Genomic DNA, 25,892 nt, shown 5'->3' with positions numbered 1-25,892 from the left:
GCACCCCTCCATGAAGCATCCGCTCCGCGCCACCCTGGCCGCGTTCGTCGCCGCCGCGGGCGTGCTGCTGGGCCTGGCCGGCCCCGCCACCGCCGCCACCCCGGCCCACGCACCCACGTCGGCCCACGCACCAGCACAAGCACCGGCGACAGCCCCCGCCCCCGCCCCCGCCGCGGTCACCGTGACCTACGCCGGGACGGTCGCGCTCGACGACTGCTCGGGCTCCGTCATAGCGATGCCCTCGTCCGTGTCGAGCGACCCCGCGCTGGTGATGACCAACGGCCACTGTCTGGAGACCGGGTTCCTCAACCCCGGCCAGGTGGTCGTGAACCAGTCCTCCACCCGCAGCTTCAGCCTGCTGAGCTCCACCGGGCGCAAGCTCGCCACGCTCCGCGCCGTCAAGGTGGCGTACGCGACCATGACGGACACCGACATCACCATCTACCAGCTGGGCAAGACCTACGCGCAGATCCAGTCCTCGTACGGCATCGCGCCGCTGCGGCTGTCCGCGACGCATCCGACCGCGGGCGCGGCCATCAAGGTCGTCTCCGGCTACTGGAAGACCATCTACTCCTGCTCGGTCGACGGCTTCGTCTTCCAGTTGCATGAGAGCAACTGGATCTGGAAGGACTCGGTCCGCTACACCTCGACCTGCAACACCATCGGTGGAACCTCCGGTTCGCCGGTCATCGACACCGCCACCGGCCTGGTGGTCGCCGTCAACAACACCGGCAACGAGGACGGCGCCCGCTGCACCCTGGACAACCCCTGCGAGGTCGACCAGAACGGCAATGTGACGGTGCATGAGGGCACCAACTACGCCGAGGAGACCTACGAGATCCCCGCCTGCGTGGCCGCGGGGAACCGCTTTGACCTCACCCTCCCGGGCTGCACCCTGCCCAGGCCGTGAGCCCTGCCGTGTGATTGGCTACACCCCATGCACCACAGGCGAGTTCCCCCCTTCGACCCCGAACTGAGCGTCGCCCTGGCGGCCTTGGCCAAGGGGTCGAGGGGGTCGATCGAGCCGCTCACCCCGGACAACCTCGAGGCCCGGCAGCAGTGGGACGCCGCGACCCGGCCCAGGCCCAGCACGGAGGACCTCCGCGCCGACGGCCGTTTCGCGGTGACGGAACTCCGGGTGCCGGGGCCACCGGACGGCCCCGAGGTCACCCTGGTGAGCGCCCGCCCGGCCGGCCTCGTCGGGCCGCTGCCGCTGCTGTACTACCTGCACGGCGGCGGCATGGTCATGGGCAACGCGTGGTCCGTGGTGCCGCGGGTCCTTCGCGAATGGGCCCTGCCACTGGGCCTGGCCGTGCTCTCGGTGGAGTACCGGTTGGCGCCGCAGGCGTGCTACCCGGAACCGCTGGAGGACTGCTACGCCGGGCTGGCCTGGGCGGCCGGGCACGCGGGCCCACTGGACATCGACGCGACCCGCGTCATCCTCGGCGGAAAGAGCGCCGGCGGCGGGCTCGCCGCGGCCCTCGCCCTGCTGACCCGGGACCGCGGCGGTCCCCGGCCACTGGGGCAACTGCTGCTGAGTCCGATGCTCGACGACCGTGGCAACACCTTCTCCAGCCGTCAGGTGACCGGCCACGACCCCTGGGACCTGACGTCCAACACCACCGCGTGGCAGGCGCTGCTGGGCACTGAGTACGGCGCCGCGGACCTGCCGCCCTACGCGGCCCCCGCCCGCGCCACCGACCTGTCCGGGCTGCCACCCGCCTATGTCGACGTCGGTTCGGCAGAGATCTACCGGGACGAGGGCGTGGCCTACGCGAACGCCATCTGGCAGGCCGGCGGCCAGGCCGAACTGCATGTATGGCCGGGCGCCTGCCACGGCTTCGACAGCCTGGCACCGCAGGCGGCCCTCAGCCGGGACGCCCGCCAGGCCCGTACCCGATGGCTCCAGCGCCTGCTGGCCCAGTCCGGCGCCTAGAAACTTTCCGTACCGGCAATCTTGCCCCTTCGGCAATTATTGCTACAGTGGCTCATATGCCACAGGAAGACGACGCCCGCCCCGGTCTGCGGGAGCGCAAGAAGCGGGAGACACGGGTCGCGCTGAGCCGGGCGACGATCCGCCTCTGCGTCCAACGCGGTTGGGAGAACGTGACGGTGGAGGACATCGCCGCTGCGGCGAACGTATCCGTGCGCACCTTCCGCAACTACTTCTCCGGCAAGGCCGAGGCGATCGCCGCCAGCCATCTGGAACGCATGCTGCGGGTCGCCGACGAACTGCGCGCGCGGCCGGCCGGCGAGCCCCTGTGGGAGTCGATCGCCGGCGCCGTACAAGCCCAGTTCGTGCCACAGGGGGAATCCGGCGCGAGCACTCCCCCGGACCAGCGCTGGACGGACGGGCTCCGGCTCATGCTGGCCGAACCGGCGCTGCAGGGAGAGATCGTCAAGGTGAGCGCCGCCGCGGACAAGGAACTGGCCAAGGCGATCGCCGAGCGCACCGGAACCGATCCGGTGCGTGACGTCTACCCGAAGCTGGTGGCCGCGGTGGTCGGCGCCGGCAGCGCCGTGGCCATGGAGCACTGCCTGAGCGTGGATCCGCCCGCCCCGCTCGCCGCGGTACTGCGCGAGGTGTTCGACCGGGTCGCCAACGGCCTTCCCACTCCCTAGCAAAGCCCGCAGCAAAGCCCGTAGTAGGGGGACACGTCAATGATCACCGATACCGATGTCGTCATCGTCGGAGGCGGCCCGAACGGGCTGATGCTGGCCTGCGAACTGGCCCTGGTCGGGGTGCAACCGGTGGTGCTGGAAAGCCTGACCGCGCCGAGCCAGGAGCCCAAGGCCAACGGGCTGCTCGGTCAGGTGGTGCGAATGATCGACCGCCGGGGCCTGTACGAGCGCCTCAGCGGCGCGGCCGGACCGCCGCGGCCGAACTCCGCCTACTTCATGTTCGCCGCGATGGGCCTGAACCTCAGCCTGCTGCCGGAAAGCCCGATCTACGGCCTGCCTGCCACCCAGCACCACATCGTCCGGATCCTCCAGGAGCGGGCCGCCGAACTCGGGGTGGAGATCCGGCGCGGCCACCAGGTCGTCGAACTGTCTCAGGACGACAAGGCTGTCACCGTCAACATCGCTTCCGGCGAAGGGACTTACCAGTTGCGGGCTCGGTTCGCCGTCGGCGCGGACGGGGCCCACAGCGTCACCCGCAAGCAGTCCGGGATCGGCTTCCCCGGCATCAGCTACGACCGCAGGACCAACCGGACGGCGCATGCCACCGTCCCGGCGGCATGGGTGGATCCCGCCAGCGGCGCACTGAACGTGCCCGGATACGGAAGCATCCTGCCGTTCCTGCCCCAGCGCACCGAGCGCGGCGGGTTCAGCTACGCCCCGCTCCCGGGCCACCCGCCGCTGATCAGCACCACGGAGTGGAACCAGCCCGAGTCCCAGGCACCGATGAGCCTCGACGAACTCGGGGTAAGCATTCGTCAGGTACTGGGCGTTGACATTCCGTTGGGGCCGCCGACCGGCGAAGGACCGCATGTGCTGCGCCGGTTGACCGGTGGCAACACCCGCGTGGCCGAACGGTTCCGGGACCGCCGGGTGTTCCTCGTCGGCGACGCCGCTAATGTCTACGCCGCCGGCGGCGGCCCCGGGCTCAACCTCGGCCTGCAGGACGCGATCAACCTCGGTTGGAAGCTCGCCGCCGAGATCCGCGGCGGCGCCCCGTCCGACCTGCTTGACAGCTACGAGACCGAGCGTCGGCAAGCCGCCACCCGCATGGTGGTCAACGCCCAGGCGCAAGCCGCGCTCACCGCACCCGGCAGCGACGTCACCGCGCTGCGCGAGCTGTTCGCCGAACTCCTCGACCAGCCGAACACCGTCCAGCACCTCGCCGACCTCACCGCGGGCAGCGACATCCGCTACGTCATGGGCGGCAGCGGCAACGCGCATCCTCTGGTCGGCCGGTTCGCCCCGGACCTGGACCTGCACACACCGACCGGGACGGTGCGGCTGGCGGAGATCACCAGAACCGCACGCCCGCTGCTGCTCGACCTGACCCCGGACGCGTCGGTCGCCGGGGCGCTCACGGAGTGGCTCGACCGGGTGGACATCATCACCGCGCAGCCCCAGTTCCAGCCCCACTCCCCCGCACCTGCACCTGCACCTGCACCCGCACCCGCACCCGCACCTGCGGCCACCGCCCTGCTGATCCGCCCCGACTGCTACGTAGCCTGGGCATCCGCCTCACCCCGCCCCGAATCGGCCGAGCTGGACGCCCTACGGGCAGCCGCAGAGCAGTGGTTCGGCGCCGCCCTCCGCAGCCGCCGCCCCGCTCAGCCCGCTCGCAGCGAGCCGAAGGCCTCGGAACCTCGACCCGACCGATCGGAGGCGGACCGGCGGCTGACGGATCCGGGGTTCCTGGTGAATTCCTTCTCCAGTCAGGTGCTGAAGCTGCTGAACGGGGCCTCGGATCCTGCCGCGCGGTTGGCGGCTGCCGTGTACCGGCAGTCGATTGATCTGCACCGCCAAGCCGGCCCCGCCGTACGGCGGCAGGTACTGGCGCTGGACGCCGCCCGGTTCGGGGACCGCGAGCTGGCGGCGCGGATCACCGCCGTACCGGTGCAGGGCGAGCCCGCCGCACAGTGGGGCGTGGAGTGGGCCACCGGCTCCGGAGCCGATCGCCGTTTCTGGCCCGCCGAGACCGGCCACACCGGCCAGGTGACGGCGGTGGCGACAGCGGACGTGCAGGGCCGCGCAGTTGCCGTCACCGGCGGCGAGGACAACACCGTGCGCAGCTGGGACCTGACCACCGGCCGGCCCCACGGCGAACCCCTGACCAGCGACAACGGCCCCGACACCTGGGTGACGGCGCTGGCGACATGCGTCCTCGCAGGCCGACCGATCGCCGTGGCCGGCAGCTGGGACGCGAGCCTGCGGGTGTGGGACCTGACCACAGGCCGCCCGGTCGGCGAACCCCTCACCGGCCACGACGGCCCGATCGGAGCAGTCGCCACGGCAGAGCTGAACGGCCGACCCGTCGCCGTCACCGGCGGCCACGACCGATCGGTGCGGATCTGGGACCTCACCACCGGGCAGCCCCTCGGACAACCCCTCACCGGCCACAACGGACGATGTGGGATCTGACCACAGGCCGCCCCCTCGGCGAATCCCTCGATGCAAGCGTTCGGGCGGTCGCGACGACCGTACTGAACGGCCGACCCGTCGCCGTCACCGGCAGCCACGACAGATCGGTGCAGGTCTGGGACCTCACCACAGGACAATCCCTCGGCGAACCCCTCACCGGCCACGACGGAAGCGTGCGGGCGGTGGCGACGACCACACTGAACGGCCGTCCGGTCGCCAGCACCGGCAGCGACGACGGAACAGTGCGCCTATGGGATCTGACCACCCGCCAGCAGATCGGCCGCGAGTTCGCCTTCCCCCACCGACCCTCCAGCCTGGCCGTCTCCCCGAACCACAGAATAGTGGTCGGCTTCAGCCACGACGTGGCAACGCTGACCCGCCGCTGACCGCACCGCACAGCTGCTGGACCGCGGCCTGGGGTAATTCCCTTGCTTGGACGCCGGGTGGGCCTGACAGACTTGCGAGGTGATCTAAAAGCTGTCCCCCGGCCGTCTGAGCTGGGACGAGGCCAGCACGGCAGCCGCAAGAGCAACGGGTTCATATGCGTCCCGGCAGCAGCAGTTGAGAAACCTGCTGCTGCCGGGATCTCCTAACGACGGAAAAGACGCAGACATGGCGAAAGCAAAGGCAGCAGGCGCTACCAAGGAGGGTCCTGAATCGTATGAAGCCAGACTCTCTGCACTCATAGACGACTGGGGATCCGCCAGCGACGAAAACGCCGACGCCGTACTCGACGTCATTCTTGAATGGGATCACCCTGAAGCAGCCGAAGAATACCTCCAGGCAAGGGCGGCATCTGGCGACGCGGCATCCCACGAAGCCCTGGCCGATCTCCTAATCCAATTGCACCGCTACGCGGACGCATGTGACCACCTCAAAGCTGCCCACGAAATGGGGCGCCCTGTTTCTCTTTGGCTGGCGGCGCTCCTGGCCGAGGAGATAGGAGACCAGTCCGAGGCGGAGAACTGGTATCGACGAGCCGTCGCCGCCGAAATACCGGGTTCACTCAACGACTTCGGTGTCTTCCTCAGGGATGATCCCAGCCGCAGCGACGAAGCCGCCACTCTTCTCACGACTGCTGCTACCTCCGGCGACGTTCTGGGAATGGCCAACCTTGGCAAACACCTCTCTGAACGAGGCGAGCACGCGGAAGCGCTGCGCTGGCTCACGAAGGCCGTCGCCATGGGACGGGAAGCCGCCCTCGTGCCCCTCGCTGCGGCAGAGATCGCTGCAGACATGCCGGAGCGGGCGGAACGGCATCTCAAGGCGGCTATCGACCTCCAGGTACCCGGAGCAATCCTCGCACGTGCAGAATTCCTCGCCGAGAGCGATCCCGACACGCAACAGTTCCAGGAGGCCGATGCGGCCTTCCGCGCAGCGCTGGAAGCCGAAGAGGAGGGTACTGCTTTTGCGTATGCCGTGTACTTGTCAGATTCTGAACGGGTCGCCGAAGCCGAGCAGTACTACCTCCGCGCAGCCGAGGAAGGGGAGGTAAACTCCTTCCTCAACCTTGCCCTCCTATACGAAGATCAAGGACTCGTGGCGAAATCTGACGAGTTCTACCGAAAAGCAGTTGAGATCGAAGACATTGAAGCAATGATCGAGTACGGGATATTCCTCAGGGGACACAATAGAGGTTCCGAAATAGAAAGCCTCGCCGGGGAGGCCCGTAGGTGCGGGGCCAGCGAAAAGGAAATCGCCAAGATCATATTCAACGGTTGACGCCAATTCCGTTTGGCTGCAATCCATCGTAGCGGTCCGCTGGGTCAACCAGTCAGGGGCGTTTCAGAGTCCCGATGATCCAGGACCCCGGAGTGTTCCCTGGATGTCTGATCGATCATGGGATGCCGGGGAGCGCGAGGACGCTGATCGGGTCGAGGTGGGCTCGGCGACCGGCTTCGCCGCTCCAGGCCCGCCAGTCACAACAGCCTCAAACCCGGTTGAGCACGGAACGCTCCGGGGCCCTGGGGCCATAGTGACGCGGCGCGGACAGCCGTGAATGTCAGACCCCGCTACTAGGCTCCCCGCCATGCGAGAACTCATTGACGCCCTGGTCCGGTCCGCCGAACGAGAGGGCATGGAACTCTACGGAGTGCACATCTACCGCCGCGGTGCCGAGCCGGTCGAACGCAGGCTCCGCTCGGACGACCGGGTCGACGTGCGGTCGGTCTCGAAGACCTTTACCTCCGTAGCGCTTGGCATCGCCGAAGCCGAAGGCCGCCTCGCCCTGGACGACCCCGCCCTCAAGTACTACCCCGAGCTGGCTGGCTCTGCCGCGCCCCGCCTGGACCAGGTCACGCTCCGGCACTTGCTCATGATGACGTCCGGCAGCCCGTACTCCTGGTCCGCCTACGACCCCGTCGTAGTCCCGGACCTAGCCGCTGACTTCTTCGCGACCCCGCTCGCGCACGAGCCCGGCACGTATTTCAGGTACACCGGCATCGGCCCGTACATAGCGGCCCGCGCCCTGCGCGCCGCGACCGGCGCCAACGTCCGCGACTACCTGCTGCCCCGCCTCTTCACCCCGCTGTCCATCCACAACCCCCAGTGGCACACCTGCCCCCTCGGCCATCCGGTAGCGGAGAGCGCCCTCTACCTGAGGACGTCCGAACTGGCCCGCTTCGGCCGCCTCCTGCTCGACGAGGGCCGCCACGAAGGCCGCCAGCTGGTCCCCGCCGAATACTGCGCACGAATCGCGACTGAAACCGTCCCGACCATGAAGGACCCAACAGCCGAAGGCTTCCGCCTCTCGGACGGTTACGGCCTCGGCGTCTGGTGCACCACCGGGGAAAAAACGTACAAAATGGCAGGCCTCTACGGCCAGCTCTGCATAATATCCCCGGACAAGGAAGCGGTGGTGACCGTAACCGCCCACGTGGAAGGGGGCGGCTCCCGGCGAACCTCTATAACAGCCCTCATAGACGAAGAGATCGTAGCCCGCCTATAAAGGCGAGCGTTCCTCGGATGAAAAAGAATGACGGCTCGCAGCCCAGGGAGCGGCAGGACCCCGGAGTGCTGCGTGCGTGACCTGGTTTGAGGCTGCTGCGACTGGCGGGCCTGGAGTGGCGAAGCCGGTCGCCGAGCCCACCTCGACCCGACCTGGTCGAACCGGACCACCTTGCAAAGGCGAACCCAGTGAGCTTCCACATGCACCTTCGGGCTGCCCCACCAGAGGAGATCCACGCGGACGGTGCGTGGGTCGAGGCCTTCATGCTGGCGGCCTGGGCCGACCACCAGGAGGAGTACACCGCAGGGATCGCCGACTCGATCGCGAAGGATTTCGCGGGCGTCAACCACCTCTACACCGGCGCCCCTGACGGCCCCACCGACCCTGGCAACCCGAGCGGACTGCCGATCTTCGGCGGTGAACTCGTTCCCCGCGAGGACGGCCCCCCGTTCCTGATCCTGCACCCGCAGCACGTCGGAGAAGCGGCGGCCTTCTTGGAGGCGGCCTCCTTCGACGCACTCTGGGACGCCTCAGGTGCCGCGATCTCTGCAAGCTTGGGCGACCCGACACTCGCCCGAGAGATCTACCTGAGCCACCACGAAGGCATCGTCCGCTTCTACCGAGCAGCCGCTGGGGCCGGTCAGGCCGTCATCAAGGCGTTCTGGTACTGACTGTGTGCTTATGAGCTGACTGTTGTGCAGGTTGAGTCATGGGCCGAGGGACAGTCGGGTTCCATGCCCGGTTCGCCCGTCATTTCGTCAGGCCCGAGCCCGCAACTCCCACGACAAACGCCGAGGACACAACCCCCAGATGCGGTTGCGGTACCGGGAGCTGCGATGCCGCCACCTCAGCGGGCGTCTCTCCTCCGTCCGCCGCCGGTGCGGGGTCTGGGACGACAGCATTGGCCGCCACCGACGGAACCAGCAGCCGGGCACGCCCCCGCAGGCCCGATGCGGTCTGCACCCGGCGCCGGTCCACCAGCCCGGCCTGCTCCAGCCGAGGCAGCATCCGAGCCGCCCGCGAGGGCGTGGCGCTCAACAGCGTCAGCCTGCTGCGCCGCATCGCCTTCCAGGCCGACGACGCCCAGGATCCGCTGACCCTCGCCCGGTACATCGGCGTCCACCTCACCGAGACCCGACGCGGCGCCGACCCGCCCAGCGCATAGGTGTGCCGTAATCTGGCCATCGACTCGGCACTGATCCACTGGAGTTCCGCATGTACGCACGGTCCCTCGGTCCCGGAGCGCAGCTCGCCCCGCTGGAGCCCTGGCGGGCCGGGGAGTTCCTCGCCAACCTCGACCGGTGCCGTACCCACATCGCGCCCTGGGTCGGCCGCAGCTTCGTCGCCACGGACCTGGTGTCCGCCGAGGTCGTCCTGCGCCGCTACTGGGACGCGCAGGCCCTGACCGGCGCGGGCATCCACGGCATCCGTCTGGACGGGGTGCTGGTGGGCGGCGTCATGTTCGTCTCCATCGACGCCGCGACGGGCGTCGCCGAGGTCGGCTGCTGGCTGGAGCCGGCGGCCGAGGGTCGCGGGTTGGTCACCCGCGCGACCGGGCTGCTGATCGACTGGGCCTTCCGGGAACGGGGAGTCCGCCGGATCATCTGGCACACCCTGTCCGCCAACACCCGCAGCATCAGCACCGCCCGCCGTCTCGGCCTGACCTTCCAGGAGGCGGACGACTCGGCCGACGAGCCCACGGAGATCTGGTCGATCACCCCCGAGGACTGGCTCGACCACCGGCCCGCCGACACCCTGGACGCGGTCTCGGACGAGGAGCAGATCGACGCCCTGGCCGCGGCGTTCTTCGACGCCTTCACCAACACCCACGGCCGAAAGGTCGACCTGGGCGCGCTGGAATCCTCCTTCCTCCCGGGCGCGGTCATCGTGAGCCACACCGATCCGGTCAAGACCGAGTCCCTGGTCCGATTCCTGACGCCGCGACAGGAGCTGCTGACCAATGGCGAGTTGACCGATTTCAAGGAGTGGGAGACCAGCCGGACCACCCTGGTCTCCGGGGACGTCGCCCAGCGCCTCACCCGCTACGCCAAGTCCGGCGTCCTGCGCGGCACCCCCTTCACCGGGAGCGGAACGAAGTCCCTGCAGTTCGTGCGGACGCCCGCTGGCTGGCGAATCGCGGGCATCACCTGGAGCGACGACGGCGATGGCAGCGATGGCAGCGATGGCGACGGCGAGTGAGTGCGGACCGCGCCCGCGCCGCCCGGGAGCCTCAGCCGCCCGCAGCACCGGGCTGCACCAGCTGGGCGGTGTCCTGCAGCAGAGTGAGGAAGCGCTGCACCAGACCGTGCGGTTCGCTGCGCAGATAGCAGGTCAGTTCGCGGAAGCGCCTGGGTCGGCAGGAGAGGACGGCGGCGTCCAGACCCGGCGGCACCGCGTTGTCCGGGAGCAGGGCGGGCCCCACCCCGGCGGCGGCCAGCCGCGCCGCCGCGTCCACCTGCCAGGTGCGTACCGCCGGGGTCGGCCGGAACCCCTCGCTCGCGCAGTAGCCGCCGATCAGGTCGTTGAGGCCGTGGCCCTGCCCGAACAGGACCCAGCTCTGGTCCGCCAGGGCGCGCAGCTCGATGCCGGCGTCCGGGGCCCCCGGGTTGTCCCGCACCAGGGGGTGGCTCCTCGGGAGGACCACCACGAACTCCTCGTATCCCAGTGAGAAGATCGGGCCGTCCCACCCGCGGGGCCGCGGACCGACGGCCAGGTCGGCCAGGCCGTTGCGCACCTGTTCCTCCATCGGATCCCGATGGCTGAACTCCTCGAGCCGGATCGGGCACTGCGCGTACTGGTCGTGCCAGCTCCGGATGACGTCCGGCAGCACACCGGCCGCGATCGAGGAGACGGTGGCGATGTGCAGCTCCGCCGATTCGCCGCTGACGGCCGCCCGCGCGGCACGGTAGGCGCGCTCCGCGCCGCGCAAGGTGGCGAGCGCTTCCGGCAGGAAGGCACGGCCGGCCGGGGTGAGCTGCATCCCCCGCGGCAGCCTTTCGAACAGGGCGCCCCCCACCCGCTGCTCCAGCGCCTTGAGCTGCTGGGACAGGGACGGCTGGGCGACCAGGAGCCGCGCCGCCGCCCGGCTGAGGGAGCCCTCCTCGACCACCGCAACAAAGTACTCGAACTGCCGCAGGCTCATACGGTGACGTTACATATAGATGTAGCCTATGTAAATCCTTAGGTAGGAAGTCTTAGACTTGAGGTGCTGAACGGGCCATTCTCGGGACATGGACATCCAGCAGAGCACCACGGCCGCCGACGCCGACGTCGCGGACGACAGGCCTTCGGACAGCGAGATCGCGGCGGCGCCCCACAACCGGCAGGTGGGCACCCGGCTGCTGTTCGAGAACAGTGCCGTCCGGGTCTGGGAGGTCCACCTCGAGCCCGGGGTCCGGGCGCCGCTGCACTGCCACGCCCTGAACTACTTCTGGACCTGCACCGCGCCGGGAACAGCCGTCCAGTGGCAGCTCAGCGACAGCGGATGGCAGCGGCAGCGCCGCTCCTACGGTGTCGGCGACACCCAGTTCTTCGCCTACACCCATAGGCCGTCGGCCCTGCACGACCTGCACAACGACGGCGACACCACGCTCCGCTTCATCACCGTCGAACTGCTCGACGCCACGGCGCAGCCAGCCCTGGCCGTGACCAACATCAGGGAGTGCGGCATGAGCATGCGCCTGTCCGCACACAACTGGATGCGCCCGGAGCCGCTGGAGGTCTCCGTGCCCCGGCTCGCGCGCTGCGGCTACGACGCCATCGAGATCTCCGCCGACCCCCGCGGCACCGATCTCGCGGCGACCGCGCGGCTGCTCAAGGAGCACCGGATCGCCTGCGCCGGCGGCCTCGCCCTGTTCATGGGCGGCCGCGACCTGGTCCACGAGGACTCGTTCATTCGGCAGGCCGGCCTCACCTACCTGATCGAGACCATCGACCTCGTCTCGGCGCTCGGCGGAACCTTCGTCACCGTGCCCTGCACGGTCGGCAAGCTGGTGCCGATGGCCGACGCGCAGCTGGAGTGGGACTGGTACGTCTCCGCCCTGCGGAAGGCGCAGAGACATGCCGACGACCACGGCATCCGGCTCGCCATCGAGCCGCTGACCCGGTACGAGACCTATCTCATCAACCGGGCCGACCAGGCCCTGCGGCTGGCCGACGAGGTGGGCGAGAACTGCGGCGTCTGCCTGGACATCTTCCACATGAACATCGAGGAGGCCGACTGGAAGGCCGCCATCCGCAGTTGCGCGGGCAAGCTGGTGAACTTCCACGTCGCCGAGAACAACCGGCTCCCGCCCGGCTCCGGAGCGATCGACTGGACGGCGCTGCTGCGCGAGCTGCTCGCGGCGGGCTACGACGGCCACCTGGCCGTGGAATTCATGCCCGCCCTCGACCGCACACCGCTCTCCCAGCGGCAGATCGCCGACGCCGCCGAGGGATCCCTCAGCCAGGGCATGACCCAGTGGCTCCGCGACCACGCCTCCGGCGTGCTTCCCGAGGACCTCTACGAGGCGTACACCGCCCAGTCGGCCAAGGTCCTGCGCCACCACCTGGCCCAGGTGGGCGGGCTTGTCCCCGTACTGGAGGACACCCTGATCCTGGGATCGTGAACTCTCGTGAACCTGCCGGGGGCAGCCGGTCACGAGTGGCCGTGCCTGCCTGGCGGGGGCGCTGTGCGGTGGGGTTCACTGGAGGAGACCCGGCAGGTGGCCGGGGTCGGGCCCAACCCCGCGGAGGACAGCCGATATGGCGGACAGTCACCATGTGCTGCTGATGTCGTTCACCGGCCCGGACCAGTGCCGGTCGGCGTTCGAAGAGGCAAAGTCGTTGCACGGCCTCCGCCAGGCGGCGATCATCGAGCGCTCTGCGGAGGGGACGCTCGAGGTGCCCGTCAGCCATGTCCGCGGTGCCGGGGTGCCCACCGTGTTCGGTGCGGTGGCGGGCGGGCTGCTGGGCATGCTGGGCGGACCCGCGGTCGCGGCCGTGGGCGCCACCGCCGGCGCGGTGCTGGCGGGCGGCGCCGAGAACCGGTACTTCTACCAGGGCGGGGCGGCCCTGATCGTCCTTGGCGCCAGGGTGCGGGACGGGGAGTCCCTGCTGGTCGCCGAGGTGCACGAAGCCTCGGCCGAGCCCGCCGACAAGGTGGCCGCCCGCTTCGGCGGCACCCTGGAGCGACTGCCGGCCGACGAATTCATCGCAGAGGTGCACGCCGCCGAGGACAAGGCCGACCAGGCCAACCAGGCCAAGGAGGACGGCAGCTCGTAGCGGGCTCGCACCATGCGCCGGCCCACCGTCGCCGGGCATCCACCGATCGGTTGATGCCCGGCCTCCACCGACGTCCGCCGCGCTCTGGCTGGTCGGGCGATTCGCCGCACCCCCTCCTGCGCCGAGACTGGACGCAGGTCGGCGAACCGCGCCGACCGGCAAGTCGCGGACAGCGGGCGGGAGTCAGGACATGGTGCCGGTACCGGTCATCGAGGTGGACCAGCTGCACAAGCGGTACGGCGAACGGACGGCCGTGGCCGATGTGTCGTTCACCGTGGACGAGGGTGAGATCTTCGGCATCCTGGGGCCGAACGGGGCCGGCAAGACCACCACCGTCGAGTGCGTCAGCGGGCTGCGCCGGGCCGACGGCGGCCGGCTCCGGGTGCTCGGCCTCGACCCGGTCGCGGACCGCGCCCAGGTGGTCGCCAGCCTCGGCGTGCAGCTCCAGCACAGCGCACTGCCGGCCAACCTCAAGGTGGGCGAGGCCCTGCGGCTGTTCAGCTCCTTCTACGAACGCCCCGCCGACTGGCGGGAACTGCTCGAGGTGCTGGGCCTCGGCCCGCAGGCCGGGACCCGGTTCGGCAAGCTCTCCGGCGGACAGCAGCAGCGGCTGTCGATCGCGCTGGCGCTGCTCGGCAACCCGCGGGTGGCGATCCTGGACGAGCTGACCACCGGCCTGGACCCGGCCGCGCGGCGCGACACCTGGGAGCTGATCGAGTCGGTCCGCGACCGGGGCGTGACCATCCTGCTGGTCACCCACTTCATGGCGGAGGCCGAGCGGTTGTGCGACCGGGTGGCGGTGATCGACGCCGGTCGGGTGGTCGCCCTGGACACGCCCGAGCAACTGACCGCACGGATGGACGTGCAGCAGCGGATCCGGTTCGTCCCGTCCGCCCCGATCGAGGACAGCCTGCTCACCGACCTGCCCGAGGTCGAGTCGGTGACCCGGCGCGGCGAGGAGCTGCTGGTGGTCGGCGGCCCGGACGCCCTGGCCGCGGTGGCCACCCGGCTCGCCCGGCACGGGGTGCTCGCGCACCGGCTGCGGGTCGAGCAGCCGAGCCTGGACGACGCGTTCCTGGCCATCACCCAGCAGAGCAACCAGCCTACCAACCAGGACAGTTGAGGAGAATCTGATGGCCACCGCCGTACCTTCCGCGTCCCCTCCCCCGCCGCGCCCACCGCACCGGCCGGCCGCCGGAGCCCGTTCTGGCTGCTGGCCCGGATCGAGGGGCTGCTGTTCCTCCGCTCCGCGGGCTCGGTCCTGTGGACCGCCCTGATCCCGGTCGTCGCCGTGGTGGTGCTGGGGGTCGTCCCCGCCACCCGGCACGCCAGCCGGTCCTTCGGCGGCCTCAGCCCGCTGCAGGTCTATGTGCCGATCGTGATGATGTACGTGTTCCTGATGGTGGCGGTGAACCTGCTCCCGGCGGTGCTCACCGGCTACCGGGAGAACGGCGTGCTGCGGCGGCTGTCCACGACTCCAGTGCCGCCCAACCGACTTCTCGGCGCCCAGGCGGTGATCTACCTGGGCTTGGGCATCGTCATCGATGTGCTGATCCTGGTGGTCGCCACCGTCTCCGGAGCACCCGCGCCGCGTCAACTCGGCGGCTTCGCAGTGTCCTTGCTGCTGGTCGCCGCGGCCGTGCTGGGCATCGGGATGCTGATCACCGCCGTGGCGCCGAACGAGCGGATCGCCAACGCGCTGGGTCTTGCCGTCTTCTTCCCGCTGATGTTCTTCGCGGGGCTGTGGATCCCCCGACCGACGATGAACCCGGTGCTGCGCACCATCAGCGACTACAGCCCGCTGGGCGCCGGCGTCCGGGCGGTGCAGGCGTCCATCGCCGGGCACTGGCCGCCGGCCGCCGCGCTGCTGGTCCTGGCCGGGTACGCGATCATCTGCGGCGCCGGGGCAGCGCGGCTGTTCCGCTGGGAATGACGCTGTTTCGCTGGGAAGGGAGGTGGCACCATCATGACCATGACCGCTGTGACGACCAGTCCGAGTGCGTGGCAGAGCCGGGCCGACCAGATCGCCCGGATCCTGCTGCTGCCGATGCTGACCGTGGCCACGCTGCTGGCCGTGCTCACCCTGCCGGGCGGCCACCCCTCCTGGTCCGCCGGCCACGGTCGGTGGGGTCTGGTCACGGTGGCCCTGACCGCCCTCTGGGCGCTGGGTCTGAGCCGCTACCCGACCACCGGCGTGCCGAATTCGCTCCGGACCCTGGTCTTCTGCGTGCACGCCCTGCTGGCGGGGGTGCTGGTGTGGGTGAACCCCTGGTACGGGGTGTTCGCGATCAGCGGCTACTTCTTCGCCGACGAGTTGCCACCGGGCCGGCGAAGAGCTGGATTCGCCCTGATCGCCGCGGTCCTGGCGGCCTCGCAGACCGACGGCTATCCGGTCGCCTGGAACACCCACACCCTCATCTACCTGCTGATGGCCGGCTTCAATATGACGGTGGTGCTGATCCTGGTGGGGCTCACCAACCGGGTGATGGTGCAGAACACCGAGCGGGGCCGGATCGTCGAGGAACTGGGCGAGACCAACCGCCGACTGCAGGCGACGATGGCCGAGAACGCCGGCCTGCACGCCCAACTCCTGGTCCAGGCACGCGAAGCAGGCATCGTGGACGAGCGCCAGCGACTGGCCGGCGAGATCCACGACACCCTGGCCCAGGGGCTGACCGGTATCGTCGCCCAACTCCAGGCCGCCAAGCAGGCCCGCCAGGACGAGGCGGAGTGGACCCGCCATCTCGATCTGGCGGCCGCACTCGCCCGGGCCAACCTCACCGAGGCCCGCCGCTCGGTGCGGGCGCTGCGGCCGGAGCAGTTGGAGCAGGCCACCCTGCCCGAGGCGATCGGCGCGCTGGCCCGGGGCTGGGCCGAGCACTCGGCGATCCCGGCCGAGATCGAGACCACCGGGATCCCGGCCCCGGCCGGCGCGGACGTGGAGGCGGCGCTGTTCCGGGTGGCCCAGGAGGCCCTGTCCAACGTCGCCAAGCACGCCCGGGCCTCGCGGGTGCATCTGACCCTCAGTTACCTCGACGACACCCTGCTGCTCGACGTCGCCGACGACGGCGTGGGCTTCGTGCCCGCCGACCGCGCCGAGGCCGACCGCGCCGGGTCAGACGGCTTCGGGGGCGACGGAACCGGGACCGGGGGCGACGGCTACGGGCTGGCCGGGATGCGGCGCAGGCTGGAACGCCTCTCCGGAAAGCTCAACCTGGAGTCCACCCCCGGCTACGGCACCACCGTCAACGCCACCGTCCCGGTCCCCGGCCCGGTCCTGGGAGCAGCCCGATGAGCCCGAGCCCGACGAACACGACAGGCCCGACGAGCACGGCAAGCCCGATCCGGCTGCTGATCGTGGACGACCACCCGGTCATGCGCGACGGCCTGCGCGGGGTCTTCGCCGGCGACGCCGGGTTCGAGGTCGTCGGCGAGGCGGGGGACGGAGCGGAGGCGGTCCGGCAGGCCCAGCGCACCGACATCGCGGTCGACGTGGTGCTGATGGACCTCCGCATGCCCGGCACCGGCGGCGTGGAGGCCATCCTCCGGCTGCGCGAACTGCGGCATCCGGCCCGGGTGCTGGTGCTGACCACCTTCGACACTGACCGGGACGTGCTGCCAGCCATCGAGGCCGGGGCCACCGGATACCTGCTCAAGGACGCCCCGCGCGAGGAGCTGATCCGCGCGGTGCGGGCGGCCCACGCCGGCCAGCCGGTCCTGTCGCCGTCCGTGGCCGGCACCCTGATGGGCCGGCTCGGCGTCCGCGAACCGGGCAGCCTCAGCCCCCGCGAACTCGACGTGCTCCGGCTGGTCGCCGCCGGCGCCACCAACCAGGCCGTCGCCCGCGAACTGCACGTCAGCGAGGCCACCATCAAGACCCACCTGATGCACCTCTACACCAAACTAGGCGTCCGCGACCGCGCCGCCGCCGTGGCCGCCGCGTACGAACGCGGCATCCTGGGCCAGGACTGAGCCACCGTCAGGACTACCAGGACTCCTCGACCGTAGGAGCCGGGATCTCGATGACGATCTTGCCGCGGGCGTGGCCCTCCTCGACGGTGCGGAGGGCGGCGTCCGCCTGGACCAGAGGGAAGGTGGCGGTCACATAGGGGCGCAGGACGCCGTCCACGACCAGCTGAGCCACCGCCTCCAGGACCGCCGAAGTGCGCACGCGGGCGACCGGAACCCCGCCGAGCTTCGCCACCGTCTCCCGGTCCGCGCCGCTGATCAGCTTGTCACGGTCGGCCAGCAGCTCGGCCGCCTGCTCCAGCGCACTGCCGCCGACCAGGTCGTAGACCGCGTCGACCCCCTGCGGTGCGGCGGCCCGGAGCCGGTCCTCGATACCGGGACCAGAGGCGATGTGCACCGCGCCCAGCGACTCCACGAACTCCTTCTTGGCGGCGCTCGCCGTGCCCAGCACCTTCAGGCCCCGGTGAACGGCGATCTGCACCGCCGCCGCCCCCACCCCGCCGCCCGCTCCGGTCACCAGCAGCGTCGCGCCGGCCGGCAGCGCCAGCTGGAGCACCCCGTCGTAGGCGGTGGCCGCCGCGATCGGCAGCGTCGCCGCGTCGGCCCAGGTCAGCTCCTCCGGCTTGGGCGCGGCGAGCGACACCGGCAGCAGGGCGTACTCGGCGTAGGCGCCGCCCACGGTGTTGCCGAACACCTCGTCACCGACCGCGAAGCCCTCGGCCCCGTCGCCAAGCTGCTCCACCACACCGGCGGCCTCGCCGCCGAACACGGCCGGGAGCTCCCCCTCCGGTGCGCCCAGCGGCCGGTAGCCCGTGCGGCGCTTCCAGTCCACCGGGTTCACCCCGGCGGCGCGGACCGCCACCAGCAGCTCGCCCGGACCGGGAACCGGACGCGGCAGGTCGGCGAAGGACTCGACCTCGGGGCCGCCGTGCCGGGAGTAGGTGTAGGCCTTGGCCATGGCATTTCCTCACTTCGTCGCAGATGCGTCGTCCAGCACCATCATCGCCGCCGAGTATTGAGCGCGTACTGCGGCAACATGTCGTGCGCTAGCCTCGGACCGCGGGCGGAGCGGAACGGCGAAGGGCGGTACCCCGGGTGAAGGCCTATGTGATCCACGAGAACCCGGACTGGTACCCGCCGTTCGCCGCCGCCTTCGCGGCCGAGGGCGTGGACCATGAGCCCTGGCTGCTCGGCGCGGGCCTGCTCGACCTGGACGCCGAGCCGCCGCAGGGCGTCTTCTGGTCCAGGATGAGCGCCTCCGCCCACACCCGGGGCCATGGGCTGGCCAAGGACCACACCCGTGCCGTGCTCAGCTGGCTGGAGGCGCACGGCCGCAGGGTGATCAACGGCCGCCGGGTGCTGGAGCTGGAGATGAGCAAGGTCGACCAGCTCACCGCCCTGCGCGCGGCCGGCATCGAGGTCCCCCGCACACTGGCCGTGGTCGGCCGGGACGCGCTGGTGGACGCGGCGACCAGGATGCCCGCGCCCTTCATCGCCAAGCACAACCAGGGCGGCAAGGGGCTCGGGGTCGCCCTCTTCGAGAGCACCGACGCCCTCGTCGACCATCTCGCCGACCCCGGCTACCAGCCGCCCGTGGACGGGATCACCCTGCTCCAGGAGTACCTGGTCGCCGCCGAGCCGCAGATCACCCGGGTCGAGGTGGTGGACGGCGAGGTGGTGTACGCGCTCACCGCCGACACCGCCCGCGGCGGCTTCCAGCTCTGCCCGGCCGACGCCTGCGCCATCGACGGCGACCCGCTCGCACCGAACCAGCCGGCGCCCAGCCTGTTCGCGCTGCGCGAGGGCTTCGACCACCCGGTGCTCAAGCAGTACCTGGACTTCGCCCGCCGGCACGGTATCGAGGTGGCCGGCTTCGAGTTCATCGAGACCACCGACGGCCGCCTGGTCACCTATGACGTCAACACCAACACCAACTACAACCCCGAGGTCGACGCCGCCGCGCCGCGCTCCGGGCCGCAACAGGTGGCCCGCCTGCTGAAGCGACTGATCGCCGAGGAGTCGAGCGACCAGGAGGAGAACCGCTGATGCGCTACGGGTACTGGATGCCGATCTTCGGCGGCTGGCTGCGCAACGTCCCCGACGAGGGGATGTCCGTCGCCTGGCCGTACCTCCGCGACCTCGCCGTCGCCAGCGAGCGCCAGGGCTTCGACCTCACCCTGATCGCCGAACTCAACCTCAACGACATCAAGGGTCACCGCGCCCCCAGCATCGACGCCTGGACCCTGGCCCCCGCCGTCGCCGCGGTCACCACCCAGCTCGAACTCATGCTCGCCGTGCGTCCCAACTACCACCAGCCCGCGCTCACCGCGAAGGCCCTGTCCACCCTGGACACCATCGCCCCCGGCCGGCTGAGCCTGAATGTGGTCTCCTCCTGGTGGAAGGACGAGGCCGCCCAGTACGGCGTCCCCTTCGACGTGCACGACGCCCGGTACTCCCGCACCGACGAATGGCTGGAGGTGCTGCACCGGCTGCTCACCGAGGAGACGGTCACCCACCACGGCGCCCTCTACGACCTGGAGGGCGCGGTGCTGGAACCCAAACCGAGCCGTCGGCCGACCGTCTACATGGGCGGTGAATCCCCCACCGCCAAGGATCTGATCTCCTCCCGCGGCGACGCCTACGTGATGCACGGCGATCCGCCGGAGACCATCGCCGCCAAGATCGCCGACATGCGCGAACGCCGGGCGGCCCGCGGCCTCCCCCCGCTCAGCTTCGGCGTCTCCGGCTATGTGATCTGCCGCGACACCGAGCAGGAGGCGCAGCAGGAGCTGCGCCGGATCCTGGACGTGCGCTCCTCCCCCGAGGCCTACGCCTCCTACCAGGACTTCGTGGAGGGCTCGCATCTGGAGTCCGAGGTCTCGCTGCAGGAGTACAGCGTCTCCAACCGCGGCCTGCGCGCGAATCTGATCGGCACCCCCGAGCAGATCACCGCCAGGATCGACGCCTACGAGCGGGCGGGGGTCGATCTGATGCTGCTTCAGTTCTCGCCCCAACACAGCGAGATGGAACGCTTCGGCCGTGACGTCATCGCCCCGAACCGACCTTGACGGAGTGCCCGTGCCCCTGCGAATGAAGCTGACCGCGATCAACTTCGACTGCGCCGATCCCCAGGCGCTGGCGGCGTTCTACCAACAGGTCACCGACTTCGAGCCCCACCCCGAGTCCGACGGGGAATTCGCCGGGCTGACCCGCGCGGACGGGCTCTTCTTCGGCTTCCAGCGGGTGGACGACTACCGGCCCCCCGAGTGGCCAGGACAGGCCGTGCCGCAGCAGTTCCACCTCGACTTCGCGGTGGACGACCTCGACGAGGCCGAGGCGATGCTGCTGGAGCTGGGCGCGGCCAAACCGGAGTACCAGCCGGACAGCGACCGGTGGCGGGTCCTCCTCGACCCGGCCGGGCATCCCTTCTGCCTGAGCCTGCACTGACGCTCGACCGATTCCCTAAGCGATATACCCATTTGCCTATAAGTGTTAGGCAAATATACGGTGGGTCTTGTCGAAAGGGAGGAAGGTCATGGCACGCGCAGGACTGACCACGGAACGCCTCACCCTGGCCGGAGCCGAACTCGCCGACGAGGTCGGCTTCGACCAGGTGACCTTCTCCGTGCTGGCCAGGCGGTTCGACGTCAAGGTCGCGAGCCTGTACTCGCACCTGAAGAACGCGCAGGACCTCAGGACCAGGATCGCCCTGCTCGCCCTGGAGGAGCTCGCCGACCGGGCCTCCGACGCCCTGGCCGGCCGGGCCGGCAAGGACGCCCTGAGCGCCCTGGCCAATGTCTACCGCGACTACGCCCACGAGCATCCCGGCCGCTACACCGCCGCCCAGCTCAGGCTCGATCCGGAGACCGCGGCCGCCAGCGCCGGCGTCCGGCACGCCCAGATGACCCGGGCGCTGCTGCGCGGCTACGACCTGACCGAGCCGGACCAGACCCACGCGGTCCGGCTGCTGGGCAGCGTCTTCCACGGCTATGTGTCCCTGGAGATGGGCGGGGGTTTCAGCCACAGCGCCCCCGACACCCAGCAGACCTGGCTCCGGACCCTGGACGCCCTGGACGCCCTGCTGCGGAACTGGCCCGCGCCCTGACGCCCCGCCCCCTCCGCTCCGCCCCCTCCCCGAGCCAACCCAACGATCTCGACCGGTAGGCCACACCATGAGCACCCAGCAGCACTGGATCACCACGCCCATCACCTCGGCCATAGTCCGCGGCGCCATCGACCTGCAGCAGACCGAGCACGGCCTGCTGCCGCACCGGCTGCCGGCCTGGGCCCGCGCGCAGAAACACCGACCCGCAGTTGGCCATGGCCGAGGCCCAGCCCTCCGGGGTGCGGCTGGTCTTCCGCAGCCGGGCCACCGCCGTCGAACTGGACACCCTGCCCACCAAGCGCGCCTACGTCGGCTACCCGCCCCGTCCGGACGGGGTCTACGACCTGCTCGTCGACGGCCGCCTTGCCGACCAGGGCAATGTGACCGGTGGCAACACACTGAGCATCGACATGACCGACGGGTCCGCCACGCACCAGTCAGGACCGCCCGGCACCCTCCGCTTCAGCGGCCTGTCGGACGGCCTCAAGGACATCGAGATCTGGCTGCCCCACAACGAGAGCACCGCTCTCGTCGCGCTGCGCACCGACGCCCCGGTCGAGCCCGCGACGGACCACGGCCGCCAGGTGTGGCTGCACCACGGCAGTTCGATCAGCCATGGCTCCGACGCCGCCAGCCCCAGCACCACCTGGCCCACGCTCGCCGCCTCCCTCGGCGGCGTGGAACTGATCAACCTGGGCCTGGGCGGCAGCGCCCTGCTCGACCCGTTCACCGCCCGCACCATGCGGGACACCCCCGCCGATCTGATCAGCCTCAAGATCGGCATCAATCTGGTCAACACCGACCTGATGCGGCTGCGTGCCTTCACCCCGGCGCTCCACGGCTTCCTCGACACCATCCGTGAGGGCCACCCGACCGCACCGCTGCTGGTCGTCTCGCCCATCCTCTGCCCCATCCACGAGGACACCCCGGGCCCCAGCGCCCCGGACCTCAGCAGCGGACAGCTGCGGTTCAAGGCCATGGGCGATCCCGCCGAGCGCGCCGGCGGCAAACTGTCCCTGGTCGTCATCCGGCAGGAGCTGGCCCGGATCGTGCGGCAGCGCGCGGCCGAGGACCCGAACCTGCACTACCTCGACGGCCTCGACCTCTACGGCCCGGACGACACCGCCGAGCTGCCGCTGCCCGACCGGCTCCACCCGGACGCCGCCACCCACCGCCGCATCGGCGAGCGCTTCGCCGCGCTGGCCTTCACCGCCGACGGCCCCTTCCCGACTGCGCCCAGCGCCTGACCACACCGCGCGCGGACGCACAGAACGCGGTTCCGCCGCCGAGCCGAAGCCCGGCGGCGGAACCGCGTCCTGGTGCGTTACCGGTTACCGGTTACTGGTTACTGGTTCCAGATCTGGAACTCGGAGATCTGGGCGGCCGGCCAGCCGGTGTTGGCACTGACATTGACCCGCAGATAACGCTGCGACGTGGCCGGGAAGGTGATGGTGACGGTGTTGTTGCTGGACGGGGTGAAGGTGTAGGTCGCCGAGGCCTTCACGGTGCTGAAGGTCGCTCCGTCGGTCGAGCCGAGCAGGGACAGCGTCTCGTCCCGCGCGCCCCAGCCGACCGGCAGTTGCAGCACCACCCGGCTCAACCGACTGGGACGATCCCAGATCCACCTGCACCCACTGCGGGAAGGCGTTGTTGGCACTCTCCCAGTAGGAGCCCTGGTTGCTGTCGGTCACATTGCCCGACCCGTAGACGTCATTGTGCGAGGACTCACTGGTCGGCCGCCCCGCGGCCAGGTTGGTGCTGCCGGCCGCCGTTCCGGTGCCCGTCAGCGTGACCGTGCTCGGGCTGTTGGTCGCACTGCCGGTGATGGTCAGCGAACCGGTCCTGGCACCCGTGGCGGTCGGCTTGAAGCTGACGCTGACGGTGCAGGAGGCGTTTCGCGGCGATCGCCGTGCCGCAGGTGTTGGTCTGGCTGAAGTCACCCGTCGCGGCGACCGAGGCGACCGAGGCCGCCACCGTCCCGGTGTTGGTGACCGTGACCGCCTGGGCGGCGCTGGTCGTGGCCACCACCTGGCTGCCGAAGCTCAGCGCGGACGGACTGGTCGTCAGCGACGCGGAACCGCCGCCGCCGGCCAGGGCGAACTGCAGGCTGTTGAGGTTCCAGCCACCGTTGTCCTGATTGACCGTCAGCACCTGCTGTCCGGACGGCAGTACCACCTGCGCGGTGGCGGTGGCCCAGGTCTGCCAGCCGCCGGTGGCCGGCAGGTTGACGGCGCCGCTGAGGTTGGTCCCGGCGGCGTTGGAGAGGTGCAGGGCGCCGGTGACCGCGCTCGGCGCGGCGGTCCGCAGGCTGACCGTGTAGGTGCCGGCCGTGGCGACGTTGACGGTGTAGCGGAACCACTGGCCGCCGGAGGTCCAGCCGACGTTGTAGCCGCCGCCGGTGTCCGAGGTGGCCTCCAGGTCGACGCCGTCCCCGCCGTAGCTGTTGCCGCTGCCGTTGACGGAGGCGACGTTGTAGCCGAGGCCCTGGCCGCCGGTGTCGTAGTTCTCGGCCTGGACCAGGCCGGGCACGGCTGCGGCGGTTCCGCCGTACGGTCCTTCCGGGGTGCCGCCGCCGCTCTGCCAGCTGTTGCCGCTCAGCGTGGCGGTGAAGCCGGACGAGTTGTTGACGTACGGCACCATGCCGCTGCTCAGACCGGTGACGGTGTTGCCGGTGATGGTGGCGGAGCCGGTCGGCGCCGGGTAGAACGGCGGCTGGATGACGATGCCGTTGCGCCCGGGCGAGGTGACCGTGTTGTTCTGCAGCAGCGTGTTGGTGGAGGTGGAGAAGCCCACCCCGTCGTACAGTGAGTTGAGCACGGTGTTGTTGGTGACGGTCACATGGTCGACGATGCCCACGTTCTGGCCGTCGCCGCCATTGCCCACCTGCAGCGCCGGCTGGCCCTGGCTGTAGCCGTTGCCGCCGGAGCGGACCACGACATTGCCGTTGACCGTGGCGGTGAGCAGGTCGCTGCCGTTGACGCCGAACCGACCGGCGCCGAGCCCGATGTAGCGGGCGGTGTCGGCGATGTAGTTGTTCTCGACGTCCTGGTTGCTGCCGCCGTAGATGCCGATGCCCTTGCCGCCCCAGGGCGCGATGACGGTGTTGTGGGTCATCGTGATGTGCGACATCGGGGTGTAGTAGGTCTTGTTGCCATTGGAATCGGTGTTGTAGTCCACCGAGTTGATGGCCATGCCGTCGTCACCGGTGCCGCGGACGAAGTTGTTGGTCGCGGTGATGTTGTTGCCGACGGTGTTGTTCAGCGAGACGTTGTTGAGGTTGATGCCGTCCGCCCACACCGCCGTCACCCGGGCGTTCTGGACCGTCCCGCCGGTGCCGGACGCCCAGTAGCCGGATTCGACGTGCTGGCTCCAGATGCTGTCGGCGACCCAGTTGGTCCCGGAGGTGTCCATCGCGCCGCCGCCGCCGTCGACCATCTCCCGGCTGGTGGAGTCGGTGTCGATGTGGAAGTCGTGGACATTGCACGAGGTCAGCTCGAAGGTGGCGGCCAACGGAGTGCTGTTGGGCAGCGGCACGTCGCGGTAGATCGTGCTGTACCACTCGCCCGCGCCGGCGATGGTGATGCCCTGGGCCTTCAGGCCCGTGGTGCCCTTGAGGTAGAAGGTCCCGGCCGGGATCCACAGGATCTTGCCCTGGGTCTGGGCCTGGTTGATGCAGTTCTGGATGGCCGCGGTGCTGTCGACGGCGGCGCTGTCCGCGGACCCGTTGGTCGGGGTGTTGTCGGCCACCGCGCCGCAACTGGCGATGGAGATGGAGTTGGCGGGCTGCACCGCGGGCGGCGGCGGGTTCTCCACGTCGACCACGTCGATGTAGTAGAAACGCGGCGGTGTTGGCGGCGTCCTTCTTCAGCGTGATGGTGCTGCCGGCGGCGATCGGCGCGCCGGTGACGAAGGTGTGCGACTCGTCGAAGAACTCACGGGGGTCGCCGTCGGCCGGGTTCTGGTCGCTGCCGTTGTAGTGGTTGTCGCCGCCCTCGTAGAACCAGCTCTGCCGGGAGTTGAGGTTCAGCGCCTGCCGGAACACCCCGTCGACGTAGAGGTCGAGGGTCGCCGTGGTGCCGCCGCCGGTGGCCGAGTCCGGAATGCTCTCCCGGAGGTTGAGCGCGCTGATCGGCGCACCGGTGCTGTTGGTCCACTGCACGCCCTGGCCGGTGCCGGTGAGCTGCACGTACGCGTGCCCGGACGCTTCCACCGCCGGGCTCGAGTACTGGGTGGTCGGCGCGGCGGTCAGCGACACGGCGGTGGCTCCGCCGCTGAGCGTGCCTGCTTCGGCCTCATAGCTGGTGAACGGGACCGTCGCCCCGGCGGTGGTGGTGGCCGCAGGGGCGGTGGTGGCCGCCGCGGCCGCCGCCCCGGTGAGCGGGACCAGCGCGGATGCGGCGACTAACGCGGTGACGACCAGTCCGGTCCAGGCGCGTGGAGCTGCGTTCGAGCGGTGCCTCATGGGTGTCCCTCCCTGCGAGGTGCGTGCGCAGCGGAAAGCAGCACGCCGCA

Annotated in this window: 24 protein-coding genes and 2 pseudogenes; 21 read left to right on the top strand and 5 right to left on the bottom strand. The window is 70.3% G+C overall.

The window, feature by feature from the left end:
* Positions 1-10 precede the first annotated feature (10 nt).
* The 10 genes from ACXKR8_RS43430 to ACXKR8_RS43385 all read left to right on the top strand — a co-directional run bounded on the left by ACXKR8_RS43430 (position 11) and on the right by ACXKR8_RS43385 (position 10,243).
* A complete protein-coding gene (locus ACXKR8_RS43430; protein ID WP_458270036.1) occupies positions 11-910 on the top strand; it encodes a S1 family peptidase in 900 nt (299 codons plus the stop codon).
* A 27-nt stretch (positions 911-937) separates the two neighbouring features.
* Complete coding sequence (locus ACXKR8_RS43425) at positions 938-1,936, top strand: alpha/beta hydrolase (protein ID WP_458270035.1); 999 nt, start codon at positions 938-940, stop codon at positions 1,934-1,936.
* Between the two features lie 56 nt (positions 1,937-1,992).
* Complete coding sequence (locus tag ACXKR8_RS43420) at positions 1,993-2,622, top strand: acyl-CoA-like ligand-binding transcription factor (protein WP_458270034.1); 630 nt, start codon at positions 1,993-1,995, stop codon at positions 2,620-2,622.
* 39 nt (positions 2,623-2,661) lie between these two features.
* The gene (locus tag ACXKR8_RS43415) at positions 2,662-5,097 is read left to right on the top strand and encodes an FAD-dependent monooxygenase (protein WP_458270033.1); all 2,436 of its coding nucleotides are present in this window, start codon (positions 2,662-2,664) and stop codon (positions 5,095-5,097) included.
* 107 nt (positions 5,098-5,204) lie between these two features.
* Positions 5,205-5,483, top strand: coding sequence for a hypothetical protein (locus ACXKR8_RS43410; protein ID WP_462100088.1), 279 nt, complete (start codon positions 5,205-5,207; stop codon positions 5,481-5,483).
* Between the two features lie 226 nt (positions 5,484-5,709).
* Entirely contained in the window at positions 5,710-6,819 is a 1,110-nt protein-coding gene (locus tag ACXKR8_RS43405) for a tetratricopeptide repeat protein (RefSeq protein ID WP_458270031.1), read from the top strand.
* Between the two features lie 307 nt (positions 6,820-7,126).
* Positions 7,127-8,044: a serine hydrolase domain-containing protein gene (locus ACXKR8_RS43400; protein WP_458270030.1), complete on the top strand. Its 918-nt coding sequence runs from the start codon at positions 7,127-7,129 to the stop codon at positions 8,042-8,044.
* Positions 8,045-8,244: 200 nt separating this feature from the next.
* Positions 8,245-8,715, top strand: a complete 471-nt coding sequence (locus ACXKR8_RS43395) for a DUF1877 family protein (protein ID WP_458270029.1) — start codon at positions 8,245-8,247, stop codon at positions 8,713-8,715.
* Between the two features lie 230 nt (positions 8,716-8,945).
* Positions 8,946-9,209: a hypothetical protein gene (locus ACXKR8_RS43390; RefSeq protein WP_458270028.1), complete on the top strand. Its 264-nt coding sequence runs from the start codon at positions 8,946-8,948 to the stop codon at positions 9,207-9,209.
* Between the two features lie 50 nt (positions 9,210-9,259).
* Entirely contained in the window at positions 9,260-10,243 is a 984-nt protein-coding gene (locus ACXKR8_RS43385; RefSeq protein ID WP_458270027.1) for a GNAT family N-acetyltransferase, read from the top strand.
* 31 nt (positions 10,244-10,274) lie between these two features.
* On the opposite strand, the gene ACXKR8_RS43380 is transcribed toward ACXKR8_RS43385, so the two are convergent.
* Positions 10,275-11,186 carry a LysR family transcriptional regulator gene (locus tag ACXKR8_RS43380; protein WP_458270026.1) on the bottom strand — a complete coding sequence of 304 codons (912 nt, stop codon included), beginning with the start codon at positions 11,184-11,186 and terminating at the stop codon, positions 10,275-10,277.
* An 88-nt stretch (positions 11,187-11,274) separates the two neighbouring features.
* Between ACXKR8_RS43380 and ACXKR8_RS43375 the strand changes: the two genes are divergently transcribed.
* The 6 genes from ACXKR8_RS43375 to ACXKR8_RS43350 all read left to right on the top strand — a co-directional run bounded on the left by ACXKR8_RS43375 (position 11,275) and on the right by ACXKR8_RS43350 (position 17,278).
* Positions 11,275-12,651: a TIM barrel protein gene (locus ACXKR8_RS43375; protein WP_462100087.1), complete on the top strand. Its 1,377-nt coding sequence runs from the start codon at positions 11,275-11,277 to the stop codon at positions 12,649-12,651.
* A 136-nt stretch (positions 12,652-12,787) separates the two neighbouring features.
* Positions 12,788-13,306, top strand: coding sequence for a hypothetical protein (locus tag ACXKR8_RS43370; protein ID WP_458270023.1), 519 nt, complete (start codon positions 12,788-12,790; stop codon positions 13,304-13,306).
* A 190-nt stretch (positions 13,307-13,496) separates the two neighbouring features.
* A complete protein-coding gene (locus tag ACXKR8_RS43365) occupies positions 13,497-14,429 on the top strand; it encodes an ABC transporter ATP-binding protein (RefSeq protein WP_458270022.1) in 933 nt (310 codons plus the stop codon).
* A gap of 87 nt (positions 14,430-14,516) precedes the next feature.
* Positions 14,517-15,239: an ABC transporter permease gene (locus ACXKR8_RS43360; protein WP_462100723.1), complete on the top strand. Its 723-nt coding sequence runs from the start codon at positions 14,517-14,519 to the stop codon at positions 15,237-15,239.
* 39 nt (positions 15,240-15,278) lie between these two features.
* The gene (locus ACXKR8_RS43355) at positions 15,279-16,601 is read left to right on the top strand and encodes a sensor histidine kinase (RefSeq protein WP_458270020.1); all 1,323 of its coding nucleotides are present in this window, start codon (positions 15,279-15,281) and stop codon (positions 16,599-16,601) included.
* Complete coding sequence (locus ACXKR8_RS43350) at positions 16,598-17,278, top strand: response regulator (protein ID WP_458270019.1); 681 nt, start codon at positions 16,598-16,600, stop codon at positions 17,276-17,278. The genes ACXKR8_RS43355 and ACXKR8_RS43350 overlap by 4 nt, the downstream gene beginning before the upstream one ends.
* A 13-nt stretch (positions 17,279-17,291) precedes the next feature.
* Here ACXKR8_RS43350 and ACXKR8_RS43345 read toward each other — a convergent pair whose 3' ends face one another.
* The gene (locus ACXKR8_RS43345; RefSeq protein WP_458270018.1) at positions 17,292-18,233 is read right to left on the bottom strand and encodes an NADP-dependent oxidoreductase; all 942 of its coding nucleotides are present in this window, start codon (positions 18,231-18,233) and stop codon (positions 17,292-17,294) included.
* Between the two features lie 137 nt (positions 18,234-18,370).
* On the opposite strand from ACXKR8_RS43345, the gene ACXKR8_RS43340 reads away from it, so the two are divergent.
* From ACXKR8_RS43340 to ACXKR8_RS43320, 5 genes and pseudogenes are all read left to right on the top strand, one after another.
* A complete protein-coding gene (locus ACXKR8_RS43340) occupies positions 18,371-19,321 on the top strand; it encodes an ATP-grasp domain-containing protein (protein ID WP_458270017.1) in 951 nt (316 codons plus the stop codon).
* On the top strand, positions 19,321-20,343 hold the full coding sequence (locus tag ACXKR8_RS43335; RefSeq protein WP_458270016.1) for an LLM class flavin-dependent oxidoreductase: 1,023 nt from the start codon (positions 19,321-19,323) through the stop codon (positions 20,341-20,343). Before ACXKR8_RS43340 ends, ACXKR8_RS43335 begins: the two co-directional genes overlap by 1 nt.
* Before the next feature lie 10 nt (positions 20,344-20,353).
* On the top strand, positions 20,354-20,722 hold the full coding sequence (locus ACXKR8_RS43330; protein ID WP_458270015.1) for a VOC family protein: 369 nt from the start codon (positions 20,354-20,356) through the stop codon (positions 20,720-20,722).
* An 88-nt stretch (positions 20,723-20,810) separates the two neighbouring features.
* Entirely contained in the window at positions 20,811-21,380 is a 570-nt protein-coding gene (locus tag ACXKR8_RS43325) for a TetR/AcrR family transcriptional regulator (RefSeq protein ID WP_458270014.1), read from the top strand.
* Positions 21,381-21,447: 67 nt separating this feature from the next.
* Positions 21,448-22,627: pseudogene (locus ACXKR8_RS43320) on the top strand (GDSL-type esterase/lipase family protein).
* Between the two features lie 98 nt (positions 22,628-22,725).
* Here ACXKR8_RS43320 and ACXKR8_RS43315 read toward each other — a convergent pair.
* The 3 genes and pseudogenes from ACXKR8_RS43315 to ACXKR8_RS43305 form a co-directional block, all read right to left on the bottom strand.
* Entirely contained in the window at positions 22,726-22,968 is a 243-nt protein-coding gene (locus ACXKR8_RS43315; RefSeq protein WP_462100086.1) for a discoidin domain-containing protein, read from the bottom strand.
* A 137-nt stretch (positions 22,969-23,105) separates the two neighbouring features.
* Positions 23,106-25,202: a carbohydrate-binding protein gene (locus ACXKR8_RS43310; protein ID WP_462100085.1), complete on the bottom strand. Its 2,097-nt coding sequence runs from the start codon at positions 25,200-25,202 to the stop codon at positions 23,106-23,108.
* A 73-nt stretch (positions 25,203-25,275) separates the two neighbouring features.
* Positions 25,276-25,842: pseudogene (locus ACXKR8_RS43305) on the bottom strand (carbohydrate-binding protein); the annotation flags it as partial.
* Between the last annotated feature and the right edge of the window lie 50 nt (positions 25,843-25,892).

It is taken from the genome of Streptacidiphilus sp. PAMC 29251, assembly GCF_054208735.2.
This window is presented reverse-complemented; position numbering and strand designations above follow the sequence as displayed.